This is a genomic window from Streptomyces sp. NPDC107581 (assembly GCF_055657175.1).
The window spans coordinates 75853-94133 of sequence record NZ_JBVKBH010000020.1; the positions used below are offsets into that span (position 1 = coordinate 75853).

Sequence of the window (18281 nt, forward strand, 5' to 3'; positions counted from 1 at the left end):
AGGTCTCTGAAAGCACGGGCGCGAGCGCCGCACGCCTGACAGTCGTGGCTCTTATTACTCAAATGTACATATTTTGGTCACTTTGAGCCGACAGCACCGCCCTCACCGGGGCAGGCACGCGTACCGCGGGATCCTTCGCCGTGGGGCTCGGGCAGCCCGACCAGCAGCAGCGTCACGTCGTCGTCGTGCGCGGCGGTGTCCGGAAGGAGGGTTCTGACCAGCCGGTCCGCGGCTTGGTCGAGGGTCTTCGGATCCGTGGGAGCGCCCTTCAGGGCGACCCAGAGAGTGTGGGCGAGAATGTCGATCTGGGCGTCGATGTCGGTGCCGGGTCTTTCGACCAGTCCATCGGTGTAGAGCGCGAGAGTGCTCCCCGGCGGCAGTGGCTGGGTCGTCTGCCGGAACGGCACCCCTGGGCCGCACGAATCGTTGACTCCCAGCGGTACTCCGACCGGTGTCCGGAGTAGGCGGGCGGGCCCGTCAGGAGGCAGGACGATGACCGGCGGGTGCCCGGCCGAACACAGGGTGATCTCGTGGGCGCGCTGGTCTATCACCAGGTAGACGCAGGTGACGAGCTGGTCCGCCAGGTCGCCGACGAAGGCGTCCAGCCCGGTCATGAGCCGGCTGGGCGATATGCCCGTGCGGGCCAGCGCGTGGGAGGCCGCGCGCAGCTGGCCCATCACGGCGGCCGCCTCCAGGCCCCGGCCCATCACGTCGCCGACGACGACGCCGGTACGGTCCCCGTCCAGGGGGATGACGTCGAACCAGTCGCCGCCGACCCCGGGGTCCTGGACAGACGCCAGGTACCGGTGGGCGCTGGGCAGGTACGGCAACCGGGACGGCTCGCCCATGAGGCTGTGCTGCAGGGTGTGGGCGATACGTCGGTGCTCCTCGTAGCGTTCGGCGCGTTCGGCCTCGGCCTGTCTGCGTTCGGTGATGTCCCGCACGGTCAGGAACACCCGCGTCTCCTGTTCGGCCTGGAGACTGCTGACGCTCACCTCGACGGGGAACTCACCCCCGTCGCTGTGCAGCCCGTACAGGCCCCTGTCCAGGACGATCGGTTTCGGGTCCGCCTGCCGCAGGTAGGCGCGGAGCAGAGCGCTGTGCCGTCGGCGTCGCGGTGGGGGCACCAGATCGACCACCTGCGTCCCGACGAGGTCGTCCGGCGCATGGCCGAACAATCGTTGCACCTGGGCGTTGGCCATGACGACGACGCCATGGCCGTCCGTGATCAGCAGGGCGTCGGGGGCCGATTCCAGCAGCGCGAGGAAGCGTCGGTTGGCCCGCCGGACCTCGCGCTGCGCCGCGACTCGTTCGGTGATGTCGGTGACCACGCCGCACACGGCGTAGTGCTCGCCGGACGGGGTGTTGAGCGGGAACAAGGAGGTGAGGACGTCCCGTGGGCCTCCCGGCAGGGCGAGAAGCTCCTCCCGCTGCACGGCGGTGCCCCGTGCCAGCATGGCACGGTCTGCGGTCCGTGCCTGAAGCGCGAGGTCGGGCGCCATGACATCCTCGTCCCGGCGGCCCAGTACCTGTTCACGGGACAGGCCCAGGCTCTTCTCGAACGTCGTGTTGACCGCCAGGAAGCGACCCTCCAGATCCTTGATGAACACCACCGCAGGTGTGTGGTCCATGAACGCCTGCACCAGTGCGTTCTGCCGCACCTGCCATTCGGCACGGAAGTGCGCCACCTCCATCCGGCGCCCCACGGCCAACGTCGCGAAGACGACCGTGGTGAACACAGCCACATGCCCGCACACCAGCAGCGCGGTACCCAGACGCATTCCGAACAGGCCCGCGTCCTCACCGGCCAGAACGAGTCCGCCCAGTACCGGAGGCACCACCAGGACGGTGGCGAACAGCCGGCGTCCCAGCACGCCTGTGGTGCCCGCATTCATGAGCAGTCCGGCCAGGCCCCGGTCCGGCCGGGCGAGGAACACAGCGATCCCCAGCATGACCAGAGCCACCCCGGTGTACAGGGCCATGCCCTTGTAGGGACCGAACCGTTCGAGTTCGGGTACGGCGTACGCGAACCCGTACAGGCGCAGCATTCCCAGCGTGAGGACGGCCAGGCCCGGGACCTGACTCGTCCAGGCGGGTAGTCGGGACGTGCTCGCACACAGGGCCGCCACTCCCCCGATCATCAGTGCCACAGCCGTGTTCGGTGCCATCCGCCCAGGCACCTCTGCCGCCACCCTCGCCCTCTCGTCCTTGAAGAGCAGCTCGTCGATGCCGAGGCCCGCCCCGGTCACGTACTCCACCAGGGTGAGCCCGCTGATCAAGGCAGCCAGGGCTGCGCCCGCACGCGCCGCGGTGATCATCCAGGGGGCGACACGTCTGCGAGCCACCAGGAACACAGAGACGCCGAGTGCCAGCAGAGCCACGGCGGTGTTCGCGTTCATGGCCGCGTCGGCCCCGGGCACGCGCCTCAGGATGTCGATGCCGAGGATCCAGCCGGACAGACCCGCCGCGCCCAGCACTGCGGCCATCAGTGCGGCGCCCTGCGCCACGGCGCGAGCGGCGTCCAGGGCGGACTGCTGGTACGGCAGGTCCGCGGCCTGCCCTGCTCCAAGTACGCCGGGCAACTCGGGCGTCTGCTGCTCTTCCGTCACGGAACACTCGTCTGCATGGACAAATGACTGAATCGCCACTCACACCATATGTACTTTGACCGCCCCGTGCCCCGTGCCGTGTGTCCCCGGTCATGCCCAGGACCAGCTCCGTCGGCCCATGACCGGTCCGCATCGGTGCCCGCTCGTCCACCGATCGGTGACGCCGAGGGCCAGGTCCTGGGCGTCCCTGCGGAGCACTCCTCGTCCGGGCCGTGCTCCGAGAGCTCAGGCGCAACCCGAGGCGAAAGGACTCAAACGGGTTCGAGTCGCGGTTCCGGTTGCCGCGCCGGTACGGCCGTCGGCTCCCACTGTCTGGTGGTCCGCAGGTAGCCGTAGACCACTGAGGTCATCGCCAGAAGGAGAAATGGCCCGAACACCCACGGATGTCCGGCCATCTCCATCGGCAGACAGCGGTACGACACCAAGAGCGCGGCAAAGACCGTAGCGCCGTAGACGACCAGCTGGATTCCTGGCCGGTCCCAGCCACGGTCGAACGAGCGCAGCGCCGCCTCGATCGTGAGCGCGAACACCACGCCGGCGACGAGATCCGCGCCGTAGTGGTAGCCGAATCCCAGCGTTGCGCCGAGCGTGGCGATCAGCCAGAACGCGCCCGCGAACCGCAGAAGCCGTGGGGCCCTGCGGGAGTGAATGAAGATCGCGGTGGCCCACGCCGTGTGCAGGCTGGGCATGCAGTTTCGGGGGGTGATCCCGTCGTATCGGATCGGGTGCGGGATGTTGACCGGAGGCGGCGTGTCCGGCCACAGATTGGCCACCGCCCAGTGCACGCCGCCGGTGCCCGAGGCGCCCGGGCCGTAGGCGAACACCGGTCCGACCACCGGGAAAAGCATGTAAACGCCCGGTCCGAGGAGGCCGATCACCAGGAAGGTGCGCACCAGATGATGGCGCGGGAAGCGGCGCTCGACCGCCACGCTGCGCAGCTGGTACAGCGCGACGACGACCGCGGCCACCGCAAGCTGGGCGTAGACCAGGTGGAGAAGATGCGTGCCGATCGGACCGGTGCCCCTGACCATCCGGCCCACCAGCCACGACGGGTTGCCCAGCGCGTGATCGGCGGTTGCCACGTACTGATCGAGCACCGCCGGGCGGGCCTTGGAGGTGATGAGCAGCCAACTATCGCCGGTCTTGCGGCCGGCCACCAGGAGCAGGCCCAGCCCGACGCCCTTCAACAGCAGGACGCGTTCGGCGCCGGTGCGGCGCGTGACGGCGAGGACCGCACAGCCCAGCATCACCCACAACGCTCCGCTACCGAAGAGATGACCGTCGGTCGTCCTGGCGTCGACAGCCCACCGCACCAGAGCGAAGACCACGTCGATACCGATGGCGGCACCAGCCGCGATGAACCGTTGCCGCCAGGTGAGCACCACCATCATCAACGCCATACCGCCGTACAGCGGTCCCGGCTTCGGGGTGAATATCAGCCCTTCCACCTGGCTGGTGATCGGCCCCGGTTGACCGTAGCGGCGTGCGGCGATCTCCAGTGTGATGAGGAATCCAAGAGCCGCCGCAGCCACGGCTACCCACAGCAAGGCTCGCCGTCGACGCCACACGGCCAACGCAGCTCTGCCGTCCATTCGCGAAAACACCTGCGACGCTCTAGATATCAATCGTCTGGCCGATTTATTCGATAGGGGTTGAACGGGCAAAAAGCGATCACGGTAGTCATCGCGAGTTCGAACATGCTATCGGAGCAGTTCGGCGGCTTCCGCCGACCAGGAGTGGCGTCACCGGATACCCCGAGGGCTCCCCAGCGTGCGCCGGCGCCGTCTTGCAGCATGAACGCGGTGTTGATGTACCGCCAACGCCCCGAACACAGCGCACGGCCTGCGCGGGCAGCCTCCGCCCGCCCCGATACCGGAAGGTCCTTGCGCCGCCTACGGGAGCAGGGTTTCGCGCGAGTGGATTGCCCAGGGTTGACCGTGCCGGCAAGCTGTCCGCCGGCACTGCGGATGACGGCCGGTGACGCTTACCGCCGGCGCAACCGCTCGAGGCTTCAGCGGCTGCCCACGATCCGCTCGGCCGCCTTTTCGGCGATCATGATCGTGGGTGCGTTGGTGTTTCCGCTGATGACGGTCGGCATGACCGAGGCGTCGACGACACGGAGTCGCTCGACTCCGTACACCTCCAGGTCCGGATCGACGACGGAGTCGTCTCCGGTTCCCATGGCACAGGTGCCCACTGGGTGATATGACGTGGCACTCCACCTGCGGACGTGCTCTTCGAGAGCCGTGTCGTCGTCCATGCCGCCCAGACGGCTCAGGTCGTCACTGGCCGGCAGGTACGACCGTGCCAGGTATGCGGCGAACGGTGCGCGGTGGGCGATGCCCATGACCGCTCGGAGTCCGGCGACCATGACCGACACATCCGCGGGTACGTCGAAGTACCGGGGATCGATCAGCGGTGGGGCCTGCGGATCGGCCGACGCGAGACGGACGGTGCCGCGGCTATGCGGGTTCAGGGTGCAGCAGTTCATCGTGAACACCGGCCGGTCAGGTACCACCTCACCACTGAGAATGAGCGCAGTGGCCCCTCCCAGCAGCTGGACGTCAGGTCGGCTGGTGCCGTCCGTGACGTTGAGGAACGCGCCGACCTCGCCGTAGTTGGAGGCGAAGGGCCCGTCGCCGTGGGCGCGCCACCGTTCGAGGTTGTCCGGGGTGAGCAGGTCCCGGACGACGTCGGTGGAGTTCCGGGTCTCCCACACGACGGGAGTCATCAAATGGTCCTGCAGGTTCCGCCCGACTCCCGGCAGGGGGACACGGACGTCTATCCCCACGGCGTGCAGTTCGTCGGGATCGCCTATGCCCGACAGGAGCAACAGCTGCGGCGAGTTGATGGATCCGCCGCAGAGCAGGATCTCCCTGTCGGCGTGGGCCGCCCGCTCCTGTCCGTCCTGCAGATAGGTGACGCCCGCCGCGCGTGATCCGTCGAGTGTGACCTTCGTTGCCATGGCGCCGGTGCGTACCGTGAGATTGGGCCGGCCGAGGGCCGGACGCAGATAGGCGTCGGCCGCGGACCACCGTCGCCCGTGATGGCATGTCACCTGGTACAGGCCGGCACCGGCCGGGGACGCACCCGCGAAGTCGTCGTTGCGGTCCAGTCCCCATTCCACGGCGGCGTCCAGCCAGGACCGTGAGAGTTCGTGCGTGTAGGTACGGTCCTCGACGTGCAGGGGTCCGTCCGAACCGTGGTAGGGCTCGCCGAGGCGGCGGTTCGACTCGGACTTCACGAAATACGGCAGGACGTCGTCGTAGCCCCAGCCTTTCGCACCGTGCTCGTCACGCCAGCCGTCGTAGTCGTGCCGGTTGCCCCGGGTGTAGATCATGACGTTGGTGGACGACGAGCCGCCCAGTGTTCTGCCGCGGGGCCAGAAGAAGGTGCGGTCCGGCCCGGGCTGTTCGACCGTCCGGTAGCTCCAGTCGGTGTGCGATCCGAAGAGCATTCCGAGCGCGGCCGGGATGTGGATGAGTTCGTCGGTGTCGGGGCCGCCCGCTTCGAGGAGCAGCACGCGGACGCGGTCGTCGCGGCTCAGGCGGTCTGCGAGCACACAACCGGCGCTGCCGGCTCCCACGATGACGTAGTCGAATCCTTCGGTTCCGGTGGAAGTCATGCTGGTTTCCTCGCCCGGCGAGCATCCGTCGCCCGACTCGCCCGAGCCGGGCGACGGATGCCGACTGTCGCATCAGGGGTGGTAGATCGACTGGACTTGCTGGTATGCCTGAAGCCCCTCGGGCCCCAGTTCGCTGCCGAGTCCGCTGGCCTTCCAGCCTCCGTAGGGGGAGGTGATGTCGGGCAGATAGCCGTTGAGCCCGACGGTGCCGGTCCGGAAACGGCGGGCCACCTGGGCACCGTGGTCCAGGTCCGTGGTCCAGACGGTGCCGGCGAGGCCGTAGGCCGACTCGTTCGCCAGGCGCACTGCCTCGTCCTCGCCGTCGTAGGGCATGACCGTGAGGACCGGGCCGAAGATCTCTTCCTGCGCGATGGTCGATGAGTTGTCGACGTCGGCGAATACGGTGGGTTCGACGAACCAGCCTCGATCGAGTCCGGACGGCCGGCCTCCTCCGGTGGTGAGCCGGGCGCCCTCGTTGCGGCCGGTCTTGATGTAACCCAGCACACGTTCGCGCTGGCGCTCGCTGACGAGCGGGCCGATCTGGGTGCCGGGGTCGAGCGCGTCACCGACGACGGCGTCACGGGCCATCGCCGTACAGAACTCGACCACTTCCCGATACCTGCCGCGGGAGGCCAGGATCCTGGTACTCGCGTAACAGGTCTGACCGTTGTTCGGCAGCGTGGCCATGAAGAACTGCTCTGCGTTCGCGGCAAGGTCGGCGTCGTCGAGGACGACGGCGGCGGACTTGCCTCCCAGCTCCAGGGTCACCGGCCGCAGCAACTCGGCGCACACGGCAGCCACTTGGCGCCCCGCTCTGGTGGATCCGGTGAACGACACCTTGTCGATGCCAGGGTGGGAGACCAGATACGCGCCGGTGTCGCGGCCGCCCGGAACGATGTTGATCACGCCGTCGGGGATGCCCGCTTCCGCGACCGCCTCCGCCAGCAGCACCGAGTCGAGGACCGTCTCCGGCGCCGGCTTGAGGACGAGCACGCAACCGGCCGCCAGAGCCGGCGCCATCTTGAAGAAGGCGATGGTCTGAGGGAAGTTCCAGGTCATGATGGCGGCTACGACGCCTACGGGTTCCCGGCGGACCAGGGTGCTGCCACGAGGCAGTCCGGTACGCAGTTCCTCGTGCGGCATGCTGCCGGCCAGACCCGCGTAATAGCGCAGCAGGGCCGACGGCACCACACCTTCGACGGAGCGGGCCACCGTGATGGGCATGCCGTTCTGCGCGCTGACGGCGGCGGACGTCGCCGCCGTCCTGGCATCGAGCGCATCAGCGAGACGGATCATCGCGGCCGCGCGATGTTCGGCGCCCCAGGAGGCCCAGCCGGTCGGTGTGTCGAATGCGGCACGAGCGGCCCCGACCGCCCGGTCGATGTCGTCCTGGGTACCGTCCGGTACCGCACCGAGGTGATCGCCGGTACTCGCGGATACGGCATTGATGACGCGATCTCCGGACGCGTGCACCCAGCGTCCGCCGATGAACAGATGGTCGGAATCCATGGTGAACTCTCCCCACGGCATGGCCTTGGGACCACAGCACTGCCGTGGTGTTCGATAAGCGGGTGACCAGCGGGCACAGGAGTGCTCAGCGCGGCACGCGGGCCGCCACCGGTCGTGACTTTCCTACGCTGCGGCCCGGCAGGTCGAACCTGCGGGCGGGCCACATCTGCGACGCCCCTGGCGGCCGGTACCGGCCTCGCGAGGAGCGCTTGCACGGTTTACGACTGAATAAATGCGACATTACCCCCATCTGGGGTAGCCTGTCACCAGATGGGCAGAATGTAAGTGAAAAACATGGGTCGCCGCCCGACGGGGCAAGGCCGGACCGACGGCTCAGAGCCTCACACGACGCCCGTGGGCATCACGGTCGGCAGACCGGACCACGGTGTGCGACATCGCACCATGGGCGGGACGACGCCTCAAGGAGAGGTGGCACATCATGAGGACATATGGCGGAGCCACGGCGGAACAGCGCACATCGCTCCGCCGTCGGCGCCTCATGGAAAGCGGTCTCGAACTCTTCTCCAGCCAGGGATACGCCCACACGTCGATCCGTGCGGTACTCCGCCACGCCGGACTGAAGGACAGGTACTTCGCGGAGAGCTTCTCCTCCCTCGACGATCTCATGGCAGCGCTCATGAGAGACATCTACGAGGAACAGATCGCCCGGTGCGCCGAGGCGATCGGCACGGACCAGCCGCTGCGCGACCGGGCGCGGAACATGATCGACATCATCGTCGGACTTCCGCTGCAAGATCCGAGAAAAGGGCGGGTCAAGCTCGCGGAATCCCTGGGTGCCGGTCCCCTCACAGCACACGAACGACGTCTGGGCCTGCAGCGCACGAGCGGCCTGGTGGACTCCCTCCTGAGGGAAAGACTTCACGATTCCCGGATCGACACCGCCACCCTGTCCGTAGCCATCGTGGGCGCGGTCAGCGAAATGCTGCTGAGCTGGTTCAACGGAGTTCTGGACACTTCGAGGGAGGAGCTGGTGGATCAGGGACTTCTCCTCTTCGAGGCCGTCATCGAGCACGCCTCGGCTTGCCGACCCGCAGAAACGGCCGCTGAACCATGTGATGACTCGGCCGTTCGAGAGGCCGCGAGCACTCGGCCGTGATCGTGGACGACGCCGTGTGCGCGGATGCCGACGTTGTGAGGCTGATCAGGAACCAGCGCCGGGCAGCTTCTGCGACAGTTCGATCATGTTGCCCCACGGGTCACGGAAGAACGCCAGTCGCCGGCTGATGTCCTCGATCTCGAAAGGTTCACCGATAAGGTCGACGCCACGGCCGGCGAGCTCGGCGCATGCCTCGTCGACATCGTCGACATGGACGCACATGTGCTGGTAGCCGCCGTGCTGCAGGCTGGCTCCGAGGTCGTCGAGGACCTCGTTCGGGAAGGGCACCGGTCCGGCCAGCAGTTCCACATGGAAGTTGTCATCGTTGGGCGGGCAGAGGTATGCGAGCTGCAGCTCACCGTAGGGCCACTCCTGGAGCACTCGGAAGTCCAGCTTCTCCGTGTACCAGACCTTCGCCGCGTCGTAATCGGGAACGCGGATACCGACATGGTGACCGCCGAAGGACGCAAAGGGGCTTGATGGGTTTTTCGGCGGGTGGGCCGGCATGGGCATCGCAATCACTCCTGTCCTGCTGAACCATCAAGGGATGGCACGAAGAACCAGACGGTTCAGACTACCCCGCGGTTCGGTGCGGAATAAGCAGGCTCCGGATATTCGTGATCAGGTACGTCGGCTCGCCGTTCAGGGCTTGTGACACGATAATGAACGGCGCTTCTTCGATCTGCTCCAGCGGATGAGGCCGAGGCCCAACGAGAAGAAAGTGTCGTGGAGTTCGGGTCGGTATTCCCAGCGGACGACGAGACGCCGGCTGCTCGGCGAGCACGAAGCGATACCGACTTCGGAACACGCCGGGGACCGCGTTTGAGGAATTCCACCCATGGTGCGCCCACCTTGCTGCGGCCCTTCGAACTGCCTTCTGTCGTCCGAGGCCGCGCCGGCCGCCACATCGACGGTCCGGGGGTTCGGCGGGCGGTGGTTCAGCACTCATCGGTCGGCCCGTTACTCGTACCGGTACTTCAGCGAGTCCGCCTCCGCCTGCTCGATGTCGGCGATCGTCAGCTCCGGCATCCGCAGCTGGGCCAGCGTCACCTCGGCCGAGGTCGGCTGGGCGTCCGCCGGCAGCCACTGCTCCGGCTTCCAGGCCCCGCTGCGCAGGAGCGACTTGGGGCAGTGCGGGTAGACCTCCTCGATCCCCAGCACCAGCGCGCCGGCCGGCGGCTTGCCCACGGCGGTCAGCTGTGACAGCAGCTCCGGGCGGGTGGAGACGCAGGCCCGGCCGTTCACCCTGAGCGTCGTGGTGCGCCCCGGGATGACGAACAGCAGCCCGGCCCGTCCGGTGGTGACGACGTTCTGCAGGGTGTCCAGGCGCTTGTTGCCGGTCGCGTCCGGTATCGCCACCGTCCGTGCGTCCAAGACGGCTACGAAGCCTGCGGGGCCGCCGCGCGGGGAAACGTCACAGTTGCCCTCGGCATCCGCGCTGGCGACCAGGACCAGCGGTGAGCAACCGATCAACCGCCGGGTCTGTTCGGTGAGTTCTGTCATCTGCTTGCGCACGGCCGCGTCGCCGGGGAGTCCGTAGGCCCGGCGCAGCCCCTCCTGGTCGCGCACGGCATCGAGGCGGAGCGAGTCGAAGGCACTGGCGGCAAGAGGTGATGTCATGTCCCCGACCCTAATGGACCGACCTGCGATCGATCTTGGTCGGTGAGTGCGGGGGTGCGGGGACATGGAGGCATTCGCGCGCGTTTTCTGGTGTGGGAAGAACAGACAGGCTCGCGCGGCCGAGCGGCCTACCCGGCACGACCCAGCACCGAGCAGGAGCTCGTCCGTGCCACGGCCGGCCGGACCCACAGGCCAACACGCCCCAAGAACAGTCGCAGGTCGGCCCGTTACTCCGTCACGACCGGGGGCAGCGGTTCACGGGCCGCGTGCCAGGCAGGGGGGAGGGCAGCGACGCCCGTGCGGGCGGCGATCACCCCGCCCGCGATGGCGCAGGTGGTGTCGATGTCACCGCGCCCGGCGACCGTGCACCACAGGCCTTCCTGCAGGTCGTCGAGGTGCCCCGCCGCGCACCACAGGGCGTACGGGACCGTGTCGGGCCCTGACATGCGGTAGCCGGAGCCCAGAACCTCCGCAGCGTGCCGGACCGAGGTGCGCTCCGGCATCCGGGCCGCGACCCGCACACCCGACCGGACGTCGCTGTCGGGGAGCTGTTCGGCGACTGCCCGGAGGAAGTCCGGCCGTGCCGGGGCAGGCCCGCCCCGGCTGCGCGTTGCCAGCGCCGCGGCGAGGGCGACCGCCACCGCCCCGGCGACCGCCTCCGGGTGGTGGTGTGAGACCGCGCCCTGGCGGGCGGCCTGCTCAGCGACCGCATCGAGGTCGTCGGCGTGCCAGGCGCCGAGCGGGGCGGCGCGCATGGCTGCGCCGTTGCCCCAGGAGCCTTGGCCGCAGAACTGTCCGGTGACCACCTCCTGCCAGGGCTCGCCCGCGCCGATCCGGCGGAGCACGTCATGCATCGAGGCTCCGTAGCCGCGGTGCGTGTCGTCGGCGTAGGCTGCCGCGAAGCGCAGGGCGAGGCGGTCCTGGTCGACGGTGCCGTCGCCCTCGGCGAGTTCCCGTACGAGTTCGAGCGCCTGGGCAGTGTCGTCGCTCCACCGCCACAGCGGTTCCGGGGGCAGCGTCCGCGCCTCCAGGGCTGCCGAACCGTCTCGGCGCAGGATGGCGAACCAGCGGTCGCCGAAGGCGTCGCCGAACGCGAGCCCGTACAAGGAATCCAGCGCAGCAGTAGGCACGGTGATCATCGGGGCAGTATCGCAGCGCGTCGACGCTCATGCGCTTGGCCCCCCTTTTTTGCCGCCCGGACACGGACGGAGTCGATCGCGCACCGTGACCGGTCGAGCTCACCACAGGCACCAGGTTCGTCGAGGCCGACGCGGCCTGCGGGGCGGGTGTTGCCGTAGACACCCGTGGTGAACTGCGTAGTTTCACGGATGCGGAGCCTGGGGCCGCGCGACGTACCGTGCGCATGGAAACCTGTGCGCCGCACGCGCCCAGCATGCCTGCTCGGAGACCTCCGGCGGCTGCTCTCGACCTTACGGAGATTCAATGCGTATACGTGCCATGTCGGTAGCCCTTCCCTCCGCCGTCGCCCTGTCCGCGCTCTGCCTTCCGGCAGCCGCCCTGGCGGCGGAGCGTCCGGGTGCGGCGGCGACACTCGGCTCCTTCGGCGCCCGGTCCGTCCACCCCGACACCAAGCTGGGCAACATCAGTTTCTCCAAGGCCGTCATCAACGGCGGCAAGGACACCGTTCTGGGCACCACCACCAAGAAGTCCGTCACCGTGACGTACACGGCCACCAGTTCCAGCGGGGTCGCCCTCACGGAAGCCTTCCTCTGGCAGGGCACGGACAGCTCAAGCACGGACACCATCACGGGATCCCTGGGCACCGATGACGACCCCACCTGCACCGAGTCGACGACCCGGACCGGCGTCTACGCCTGCAAGGCCGTCTTCCACCTCAATGCCGCGTCCGATCTGAAGCACAACGGTGTCGCAGGAACCTGGAAGCTGTTCCTCGGCGGGTACGACCTCTACGCCAACGCCAGCTACAACGACGACGTTGCCACCACCCGGATCAAGAAGGCGTCCCAGCTGACCGCCAACGCCACCCCGGAGCCGGTGAAGAAGGGCAAGACCATCACGGTCACAGGAAGCCTGAAGCGTGCCAACTGGAACGACGGCACGTACGCCGGCTACACAGGGCAGGGGGTGCTGCTCCAGTACCGCAAGAAGGGAAGCAACACCTACACCACCGTCAGGAAGGTCACGAGCGGCACCGGTGGCGCGCTCAAGACCACCACCACCGCGACGGCCGACGGGTACTACCGCTTCTCCTTCGTCACCAACACCACCACCGCCGCCTCGACAGCCGCCGGCGACTACGTCGACGTCAGGTAGCGATCACGCTCTCGGACGGGCTCGTCGGTGAAAGGGCGAGGCCAGGACCTCCCTAAGAGCTCGTAACACGATCATGATCCAACCTTCCTAAGGCGTCTCCAGCAAATGAGACTGCAAGCCAATGAGAGGAAGGCGTCATGGAGTTCGAGACGTCGTTCCCAGAGGACCGCGAGGCGTTTGAACTGGTGGAGCAGGGCGAAGGTCTGCTCGACGACGTAGCGGAGCTTGCCCAGGCCCTTGATGTTCGGGGTGCCCTTGCGGGAGATCACCGCCCGGATGCGGCGGCGTCGCAGCTCACCGCGCACAGCCTTCGAGTCGTACGCCTTGTCGCCCAAAAGGCACTCAGGCCGCCTTCGGGGCCGGCCAGGTCGTCCGGCGACGGGCGGGATGCCGTCGACGAGGTCGAGCGTCTGGGTGACGTCGTTGACGTTGGCGGCGGTCGTGATGACGTGCAGCGGGGTGCCCTTGCCATCGCAGATGAGGTGATGCTTGCTGCCCGTCTTCCGTCGGTCGACCGGCGACGGACCAGTCGCGGCTCCCCCTTTTTCGCGCGCACGTGGGAGCCGTCCACGCACGCGCGGGTCCAGTCGAGCTCGCCGACCGCGTTGAGCTCGGCGAGCAGGGTCCGGTGCAATCGCTCGAAGACTCCGGCCCGCTGCCAGCGGTCCAGACGCCGCCAGCAGGTCTGCCCGGATCCGAATCCCAGCTCCAGCGGCAGGAGTTGCCAGGCGATGTCCTGGTGCAGGACGTACAGGATGCCCTGCAGACAGAGCCGATCATCCACTGGCCTCGGCCCCGGCGACCGCGTCGGCCAAGGCGGCAGCAGCGGTTCGATCAGCGCCCACAAGTCGTCGTCCACGATCCACGGTCGAGTCGTCACACCCGCCGAACGATCAGATCGTCACAACAGTCACGCTCGACCGGGACACCTCAGCAAGATCTCTTTGCGGGCTTACACAGCCATGCGTCGTGGTCCGATTTCGCCACCCTGCCAGCTGGGCCTCGTGAGGCCACGGGCGTGAGATGCGTGTGTCAGGCGTCCGCCGCGTACCGCCAGAACTCCCTGATCACCGGTGCCGGCACAGGGCCCATCGCTGCCACCTGAGTCAGCAGGATGGTGACCGCACCCGTGGCCGGGATGACGTGCGCCGCTGTGCCCGTGCCGCCGACCCAGCCGTAACGGCCGGGCGCATTCCACGGGTTGGTCCGGTCGATGTCAACCGAGCCACCGAAGCCCCAGCCCTGGCCCTCCAGGAACAGCCGGCCGATGTCGCGCTGCGCCGGATTCGTATGGTCGGTGGTCATCATGCGTACGGAGTCGGCCGACAGCACCCGACGCCCGTCAGCCGCCACTCCGCCCGCCAGCAGCATCCGGCAGAAGGCCAGCCAGTCGTCGGCGGTCGAGGCCAGCCCGCCACTGCCGAGCGGTAGCGCGGGCAGGCTACGCCACTCACCGTCCGGGCCGTCGGCGAGCTCCAGGCTGCCGTCGTCGCCTGGCCTGTAGAAGCTGGTGAACCGGCCCCGCTTGGCGGCCGGCACCTCGAAACCGGTGTCCACCATGCCCAGCGGCCCGAAGATCCGCTCCGTCAGGAATTCCGGCAGCGGCTGTCCGGTGACCCGCGAAATCAATACCCCCTGCAGGACGGAGCAGGTGTCGTACAGCCAGGCAGCGCCCGGCTGGTACAGCAGCGGGATGCGGCCGAGCGCCGCCATCCACTCGTCGGCCGGCGGGAAGTTGCTCGGCACCCGGCCGTCCTTTTGCACCGTGAACAACTCCTGCACCGCCGGCAGTGTGAAGTCGGAGGGGAATCCGTACCCGGCCTGGGAGGCCAACACGTCGAAAACGGTGATGGGCCGGTCGGCCGGCACCACGTCGTCCACCGGGCTCGCCGGTGTGCGTACGACCACCGGCTTCCCCAGCTCCGGCAGCCACATCCCGATCGGGGCGTCGAGTGCGATCCTGCCCTCCTCCACGAGGATCAGCAGTGCGGCGGCGGTGACGGACTTGGTGATCGAGGCGACCCGGAAGATGGAGTCCCTCGCCATCGGGGCGCCGCCGTCGGCGTCCTGCGCGCCGACGGCCACCACCTCGACCTGGTCACCCCGGGCCACGAGGCCAACCGCTCCCGGCAGCGTACCGGCACCGACGTGGGCTTCGATCAAGTCGTGCAGGGTCGTCATGGGGCCGCCTTCCAGAAGATTGCTGTCGAAAGGCAGACTCCCGCACGGGCCGGGAATCATCGGTGTCGACAGGTCTGGTGGCCGGAGCCTCGTCACGGAACGTCTCAAGAAGACCAGATCATGATCGTGTTATGAGCTCTAAGTAATGCGCACAGACGGCTGGCGGTCATTGACGGCTGATCCAGGCCGTCCTATGGACTGTCTCGACCAACAGCACCTCACAGCCCGACTGACGGCTCCACGGCCGTCACCCTGGGCACGGGCATACGTTCTGGTCGCAGTACGCGCCTCCCGGGTCCCGCGCCGGACAGGGCGTCCGGCCCGGCATCAGCGCTCGACGGTCTCCACGGCCAAGTCGTCCTCCGCACCGCTTTCGTCGCCCGTCTCATCCTTGCCCTCGCCGCAGGCAAGTGGCTGAGCGGCGTAGGTGATGCGGACGACGCCGTCGGCGTGCCTCTCGGCGCATGCCCGTACGCCGAAGACCTCGGCGAGGATCTGCGGAGTCAGCACCTCCAGAACCGGACCCGCCGCCACCACGGCTCCCTCGTGCAGGACGACCAGGCGGTCGCAGAGCCGGGCGGCCAGGTCGAGGTCGTGCAGGACCGCCAGCGTGGTGACACCCGTGGCGCGGATCAGGTCCAGCAGCTCGAACCGGGCCCGGATGTCGAGGTGGTTGGTCAGCTCGTCGAGCACGAGCAGCTGGGGGTCCTGTGCCAACGCCCTGGCGAGCAGGACACGTTGGCGCTCGCCTCCGGAGAGGGAGGCGTAGTCCCGGTCCGCGTAGGGTCGTACGCCGCAGCGGTCGACGGCGTCCTCCACGGCCCGGTGGTCCTCCGCGCCGTCGCGGCCCAGCAGTCCGTGGTGCGGAGCACGGCCGAGGGCGACGATCTCGGTGACGGTCAGGCCGGTGGTGTTGCCGGTGGAGTCCTGGAGGACGGCGGCGGTGCGGCGGGCCGCGGTGCGGGCGGACAGGGTCCATACGTCGTCGTCACCGACCCTGACCACGCCGCCGGCCGGACGGAGCGAGCGGTAGACGGCCCGCAACAGTGTTGATTTTCCACTGCCGTTGGGGCCGACGAGGCCGACGATGTCCCCCTTGTGGGCCTCCAGGCTCACGGCGTGCAGGATCGGCCGGCGGTCCAGGGTGATGCGGAGCTGGTCGACGGTGAGTTTCATGCTTCAGTCCAGGCCCTTGTTGCGGCGCAGCAGCCACAGGAAGAAGGGTGCGCCGAGCAGAGCGGTGAGGATGCCCAGCGGCAGCTCGTTGGGGCGGTTGAGGGTGCGGGAGAGGAGGTCGACGAGGACCAGGTAGAGGGCGCCCAGCAGGGCGGTGAGGGGCAGGAGGCGGCGGTGGTCGGCGCCGAGGGTGAGGCGGACCAGGTGCGGGATCATCAGGCCGACGAAGCCGATGCTGCCGGCGACGGCGATGACGGTTCCGGTCAGCAGTGCGCTGAGCACCAGGAGCACCGCGCGCAGCCGGTTGACGTCGACACCGAGTGCGGTGGCCGACTCGTCGCCGGCCAGCAGGACATTGAGCCGCCGGCCGAAGAGCGTGAGGAGGGCGGTGCCGGCCAGGACCACTACGGTGACCGTGGGGAGTTGGTCCCACTGGGCGCCGGCCACGCTGCCCAGCATCCAGAACATCACCGTGCGCAGCTCGGTGGGCGTCGCCTGCAACTGGACGTAACTCGTCGCCGAGAGGAAGACATAGCCGACCGCGACCCCGGCCAGCACCAACCGTGTCGGTGCCATCCGGCCCCGCCGCTGCCCGAGCGCGAAGACCAGAGCGCCGGCCGCCACCGCACCGAGGAAGGCGGCCGCCGACACCCCGATCCCGGCGAGTGCCGCGCCTCCGCCCAGGGTGATCACCAGCACCGCGCCGAGCGTGGCGCCGTATGAGAATCCGAGGACGATGGGGTCGGCGAGCGGGTTGGACACCACGGTCTGCAGCACCGTTCCGGAGACGGCCAGACCCGCGCCGACCAGGGCTGCGAGGACCACCCGGGGAGTCCGGAAGTTCCAGACGATCTGGTCGGTCGCGAGGTCGCCGGCGGTGCCCTGCCCGGTGACGTGGTGCCACACGATGCCCCACACGTCACCGAGCGGGATGGTGACCGCTCCGATGCTGATCGCCACGATCATGGTGGCGACCAGCGCGACGGGCAGGAGGGTGAAGGCCAGGGCGACTTTCAGGCGGGTCGGCCGGTTCAGAACGCGTCCGGGTGCAGCATCTGCCCGATCTTCTGCACGGCCAGGTCGTTGCTCGGGCCGAGGTACATCGAGTCGGACAGGACCACGTACTTGTTCTTCTTGGCGGCCGGCCACTGGGGGAACTCCTTCAGCAGTTTCTTGGCGTAGGCCGCCGGGTCGGGGTCGTTGTAGCCGATGACGACGAGTGCGTCCACGTCGGTGGCGGCGACCTTCTCCTTGCTCAGGTCGGCGAAGGAGGTCTTGGATGCCGACGCGAAGGCGTTGGTGCCGCCGGCTTTGGTGAGGATGTCGTTGTAGATGCCATGGGCGACGACCGAGCTGAAGTCGTTGCCGCCCATGGACATGTTCGAGAAGAGCACCATCACCTTGGGCGCCTTCTTGCCCTTGACCTTCGCTGCCACCTCGTCGATGTGCTTCTCCGAGGCGGCGATCAGCTTCTCCGCCCGGTCGGTGACGTGGAAGATCTTCCCCATGTCGCGCAGCAGCGTGTAGCTGTCGGCGACGGTCATCTTCGAGGTGTCCTGCTTGCAGCCCTGCGGGGAGACATAGGTGTGGGCAGCGACCTGCTGCAACTGGTCACGGGTCGCGAAGCCGTTCTTCTCGTCGAAGCCGTACGACGTCGTGGACAGCACCAGGTCCGGGCGCAGGCCGAGCATCGCCTCGCGCGGGATGTCGTAGGCGTCGTTGAGTTTGATGTTCCCGGTGGGCAGGGCCTTGATGGCCTTGGCCCGGCCGGGTACCTCGCTCATGCCGTAGCTCTGCTCGTTGGCGACGATCCTGTCGCCGAGGCCGAGTGCGAGCAGTGTCGAGACCTCGGCGACGGAGGCGCCGTTCATGACGACCACGCGGCTGGGAGCCTTCTTGAAGGTCTCGGTCCGACCGCAGTTCTCGATGGTCACCGGGTATCCGGCCTTCGAGGCGGCGGCATCGGCCTTGGTGCCGCTCGCCTTCTCGTCCGTCGAGGAGCCGGCGCATGCCGCCGTGAGCAGACACAGGGCCGCGGCCAGGGCTGTGGCGACCGGCCGTTTGATGGACATGCTGACTCCTTGCGTGCAGGGCTCGGTGGTGTTCCGTTCCAGTAGTCGTGGCGCGGTGGCCATGAGTTCCCGGCGAG

At 68.3% G+C, this 18281-nt stretch carries 14 protein-coding genes and 1 pseudogene; 2 read left to right on the plus strand and 13 right to left on the minus strand.

Annotated elements, in window-relative coordinates:
* Positions 1-77: 77 nt before the first annotated feature.
* The 4 genes from ACZ7P3_RS37145 to ACZ7P3_RS37160 all read right to left on the minus strand — a co-directional run bounded on the left by ACZ7P3_RS37145 (position 78) and on the right by ACZ7P3_RS37160 (position 7743).
* Positions 78-2609, minus strand: coding sequence for a SpoIIE family protein phosphatase (locus ACZ7P3_RS37145; RefSeq protein WP_472088576.1), 2532 nt, complete (start codon positions 2607-2609; stop codon positions 78-80).
* 251 nt (positions 2610-2860) lie between these two features.
* Complete coding sequence (locus ACZ7P3_RS37150; protein WP_472088577.1) at positions 2861-4201, minus strand: phosphatase PAP2 family protein; 1341 nt, start codon at positions 4199-4201, stop codon at positions 2861-2863.
* 419 nt (positions 4202-4620) lie between these two features.
* Complete coding sequence (locus ACZ7P3_RS37155) at positions 4621-6234, minus strand: GMC family oxidoreductase (protein WP_472088578.1); 1614 nt, start codon at positions 6232-6234, stop codon at positions 4621-4623.
* A 72-nt stretch (positions 6235-6306) separates the two neighbouring features.
* Positions 6307-7743, minus strand: a complete 1437-nt coding sequence (locus tag ACZ7P3_RS37160) for an aldehyde dehydrogenase (protein WP_472088579.1) — start codon at positions 7741-7743, stop codon at positions 6307-6309.
* A gap of 499 nt (positions 7744-8242) precedes the next feature.
* On the opposite strand from ACZ7P3_RS37160, the gene ACZ7P3_RS37165 reads away from it, so the two are divergent.
* On the plus strand, positions 8243-8860 hold the full coding sequence (locus tag ACZ7P3_RS37165; RefSeq protein WP_472088581.1) for a TetR/AcrR family transcriptional regulator: 618 nt from the start codon (positions 8243-8245) through the stop codon (positions 8858-8860).
* Between the two features lie 45 nt (positions 8861-8905).
* Here the strand turns inward: ACZ7P3_RS37165 and ACZ7P3_RS37170 are convergent, their stop codons facing one another.
* The 4 genes and pseudogenes from ACZ7P3_RS37170 to ACZ7P3_RS37185 all read right to left on the minus strand — a co-directional run.
* Positions 8906-9373: a VOC family protein gene (locus tag ACZ7P3_RS37170; RefSeq protein WP_472088582.1), complete on the minus strand. Its 468-nt coding sequence runs from the start codon at positions 9371-9373 to the stop codon at positions 8906-8908.
* A 447-nt stretch (positions 9374-9820) separates the two neighbouring features.
* Positions 9821-10480, minus strand: a complete 660-nt coding sequence (locus tag ACZ7P3_RS37175) for an MSMEG_1061 family FMN-dependent PPOX-type flavoprotein (RefSeq protein WP_472088583.1) — start codon at positions 10478-10480, stop codon at positions 9821-9823.
* A gap of 227 nt (positions 10481-10707) precedes the next feature.
* Positions 10708-11619, minus strand: coding sequence for an ADP-ribosylglycohydrolase family protein (locus tag ACZ7P3_RS37180; RefSeq protein ID WP_472088585.1), 912 nt, complete (start codon positions 11617-11619; stop codon positions 10708-10710).
* Between the two features lie 47 nt (positions 11620-11666).
* Positions 11667-11753: pseudogene (locus ACZ7P3_RS37185) on the minus strand (IS5/IS1182 family transposase); the annotation flags it as partial.
* 170 nt (positions 11754-11923) lie between these two features.
* Here ACZ7P3_RS37185 and ACZ7P3_RS37190 point away from each other — a divergent pair.
* Entirely contained in the window at positions 11924-12775 is an 852-nt protein-coding gene (locus tag ACZ7P3_RS37190) for a hypothetical protein (protein ID WP_472088586.1), read from the plus strand.
* A 71-nt stretch (positions 12776-12846) separates the two neighbouring features.
* Here the strand turns inward: ACZ7P3_RS37190 and ACZ7P3_RS37195 are convergent.
* From ACZ7P3_RS37195 to ACZ7P3_RS37215, 5 genes are all read right to left on the minus strand, one after another.
* Positions 12847-13637 (minus strand): IS5 family transposase gene (locus tag ACZ7P3_RS37195; protein WP_472088675.1). Its coding sequence is split into 2 segments (ribosomal slippage): positions 12847-13322 and positions 13322-13637, totalling 792 coding nucleotides; the frame shifts between segments, so codons are not numbered across the junction.
* A 170-nt stretch (positions 13638-13807) separates the two neighbouring features.
* Positions 13808-14956, minus strand: a complete 1149-nt coding sequence (locus tag ACZ7P3_RS37200; protein ID WP_472088587.1) for a serine hydrolase domain-containing protein — start codon at positions 14954-14956, stop codon at positions 13808-13810.
* Positions 14957-15283: 327 nt separating this feature from the next.
* Positions 15284-16132 (minus strand): ABC transporter ATP-binding protein, encoded by an 849-nt coding sequence (locus ACZ7P3_RS37205; RefSeq protein WP_472088588.1) that lies wholly within the window; start codon positions 16130-16132, stop codon positions 15284-15286.
* A gap of 3 nt (positions 16133-16135) precedes the next feature.
* A complete protein-coding gene (locus tag ACZ7P3_RS37210) occupies positions 16136-17098 on the minus strand; it encodes a FecCD family ABC transporter permease (RefSeq protein ID WP_472088590.1) in 963 nt (320 codons plus the stop codon).
* A 65-nt stretch (positions 17099-17163) separates the two neighbouring features.
* Positions 17164-18204, minus strand: coding sequence for an ABC transporter substrate-binding protein (locus ACZ7P3_RS37215; protein WP_472088591.1), 1041 nt, complete (start codon positions 18202-18204; stop codon positions 17164-17166).
* Between the last annotated feature and the right edge of the window lie 77 nt (positions 18205-18281).

Bases quoted from the DNA above. Each gene is read 5' to 3' on its own strand.
- ACZ7P3_RS37155 (WP_472088578.1), bottom strand. From the start codon at position 6,234: ATGACTTCCACCGGAACCGAAGGATTCGACTACGTCATCGTGGGAGCC.
- ACZ7P3_RS37175 (WP_472088583.1), bottom strand. From the start codon at position 10,480: ATGACATCACCTCTTGCCGCCAGTGCCTTCGACTCGCTCCGCCTCGAT.
- ACZ7P3_RS37210 (WP_472088590.1), bottom strand. From the start codon at position 17,098: ATGATCGTGGCGATCAGCATCGGAGCGGTCACCATCCCGCTCGGTGAC.
- ACZ7P3_RS37180 (WP_472088585.1), bottom strand. From the start codon at position 11,619: ATGATCACCGTGCCTACTGCTGCGCTGGATTCCTTGTACGGGCTCGCG.
- ACZ7P3_RS37215 (WP_472088591.1), bottom strand. From the start codon at position 18,204: ATGTCCATCAAACGGCCGGTCGCCACAGCCCTGGCCGCGGCCCTGTGT.
- ACZ7P3_RS37200 (WP_472088587.1), bottom strand. From the start codon at position 14,956: ATGACGACCCTGCACGACTTGATCGAAGCCCACGTCGGTGCCGGTACG.
- ACZ7P3_RS37165 (WP_472088581.1), top strand. From the start codon at position 8,243: ATGGAAAGCGGTCTCGAACTCTTCTCCAGCCAGGGATACGCCCACACG.
- ACZ7P3_RS37150 (WP_472088577.1), bottom strand. From the start codon at position 4,201: ATGGACGGCAGAGCTGCGTTGGCCGTGTGGCGTCGACGGCGAGCCTTG.
- ACZ7P3_RS37205 (WP_472088588.1), bottom strand. From the start codon at position 16,132: ATGAAACTCACCGTCGACCAGCTCCGCATCACCCTGGACCGCCGGCCG.
- ACZ7P3_RS37170 (WP_472088582.1), bottom strand. From the start codon at position 9,373: ATGCCCATGCCGGCCCACCCGCCGAAAAACCCATCAAGCCCCTTTGCG.
- ACZ7P3_RS37190 (WP_472088586.1), top strand. From the start codon at position 11,924: ATGCGTATACGTGCCATGTCGGTAGCCCTTCCCTCCGCCGTCGCCCTG.
- ACZ7P3_RS37160 (WP_472088579.1), bottom strand. From the start codon at position 7,743: ATGGATTCCGACCATCTGTTCATCGGCGGACGCTGGGTGCACGCGTCC.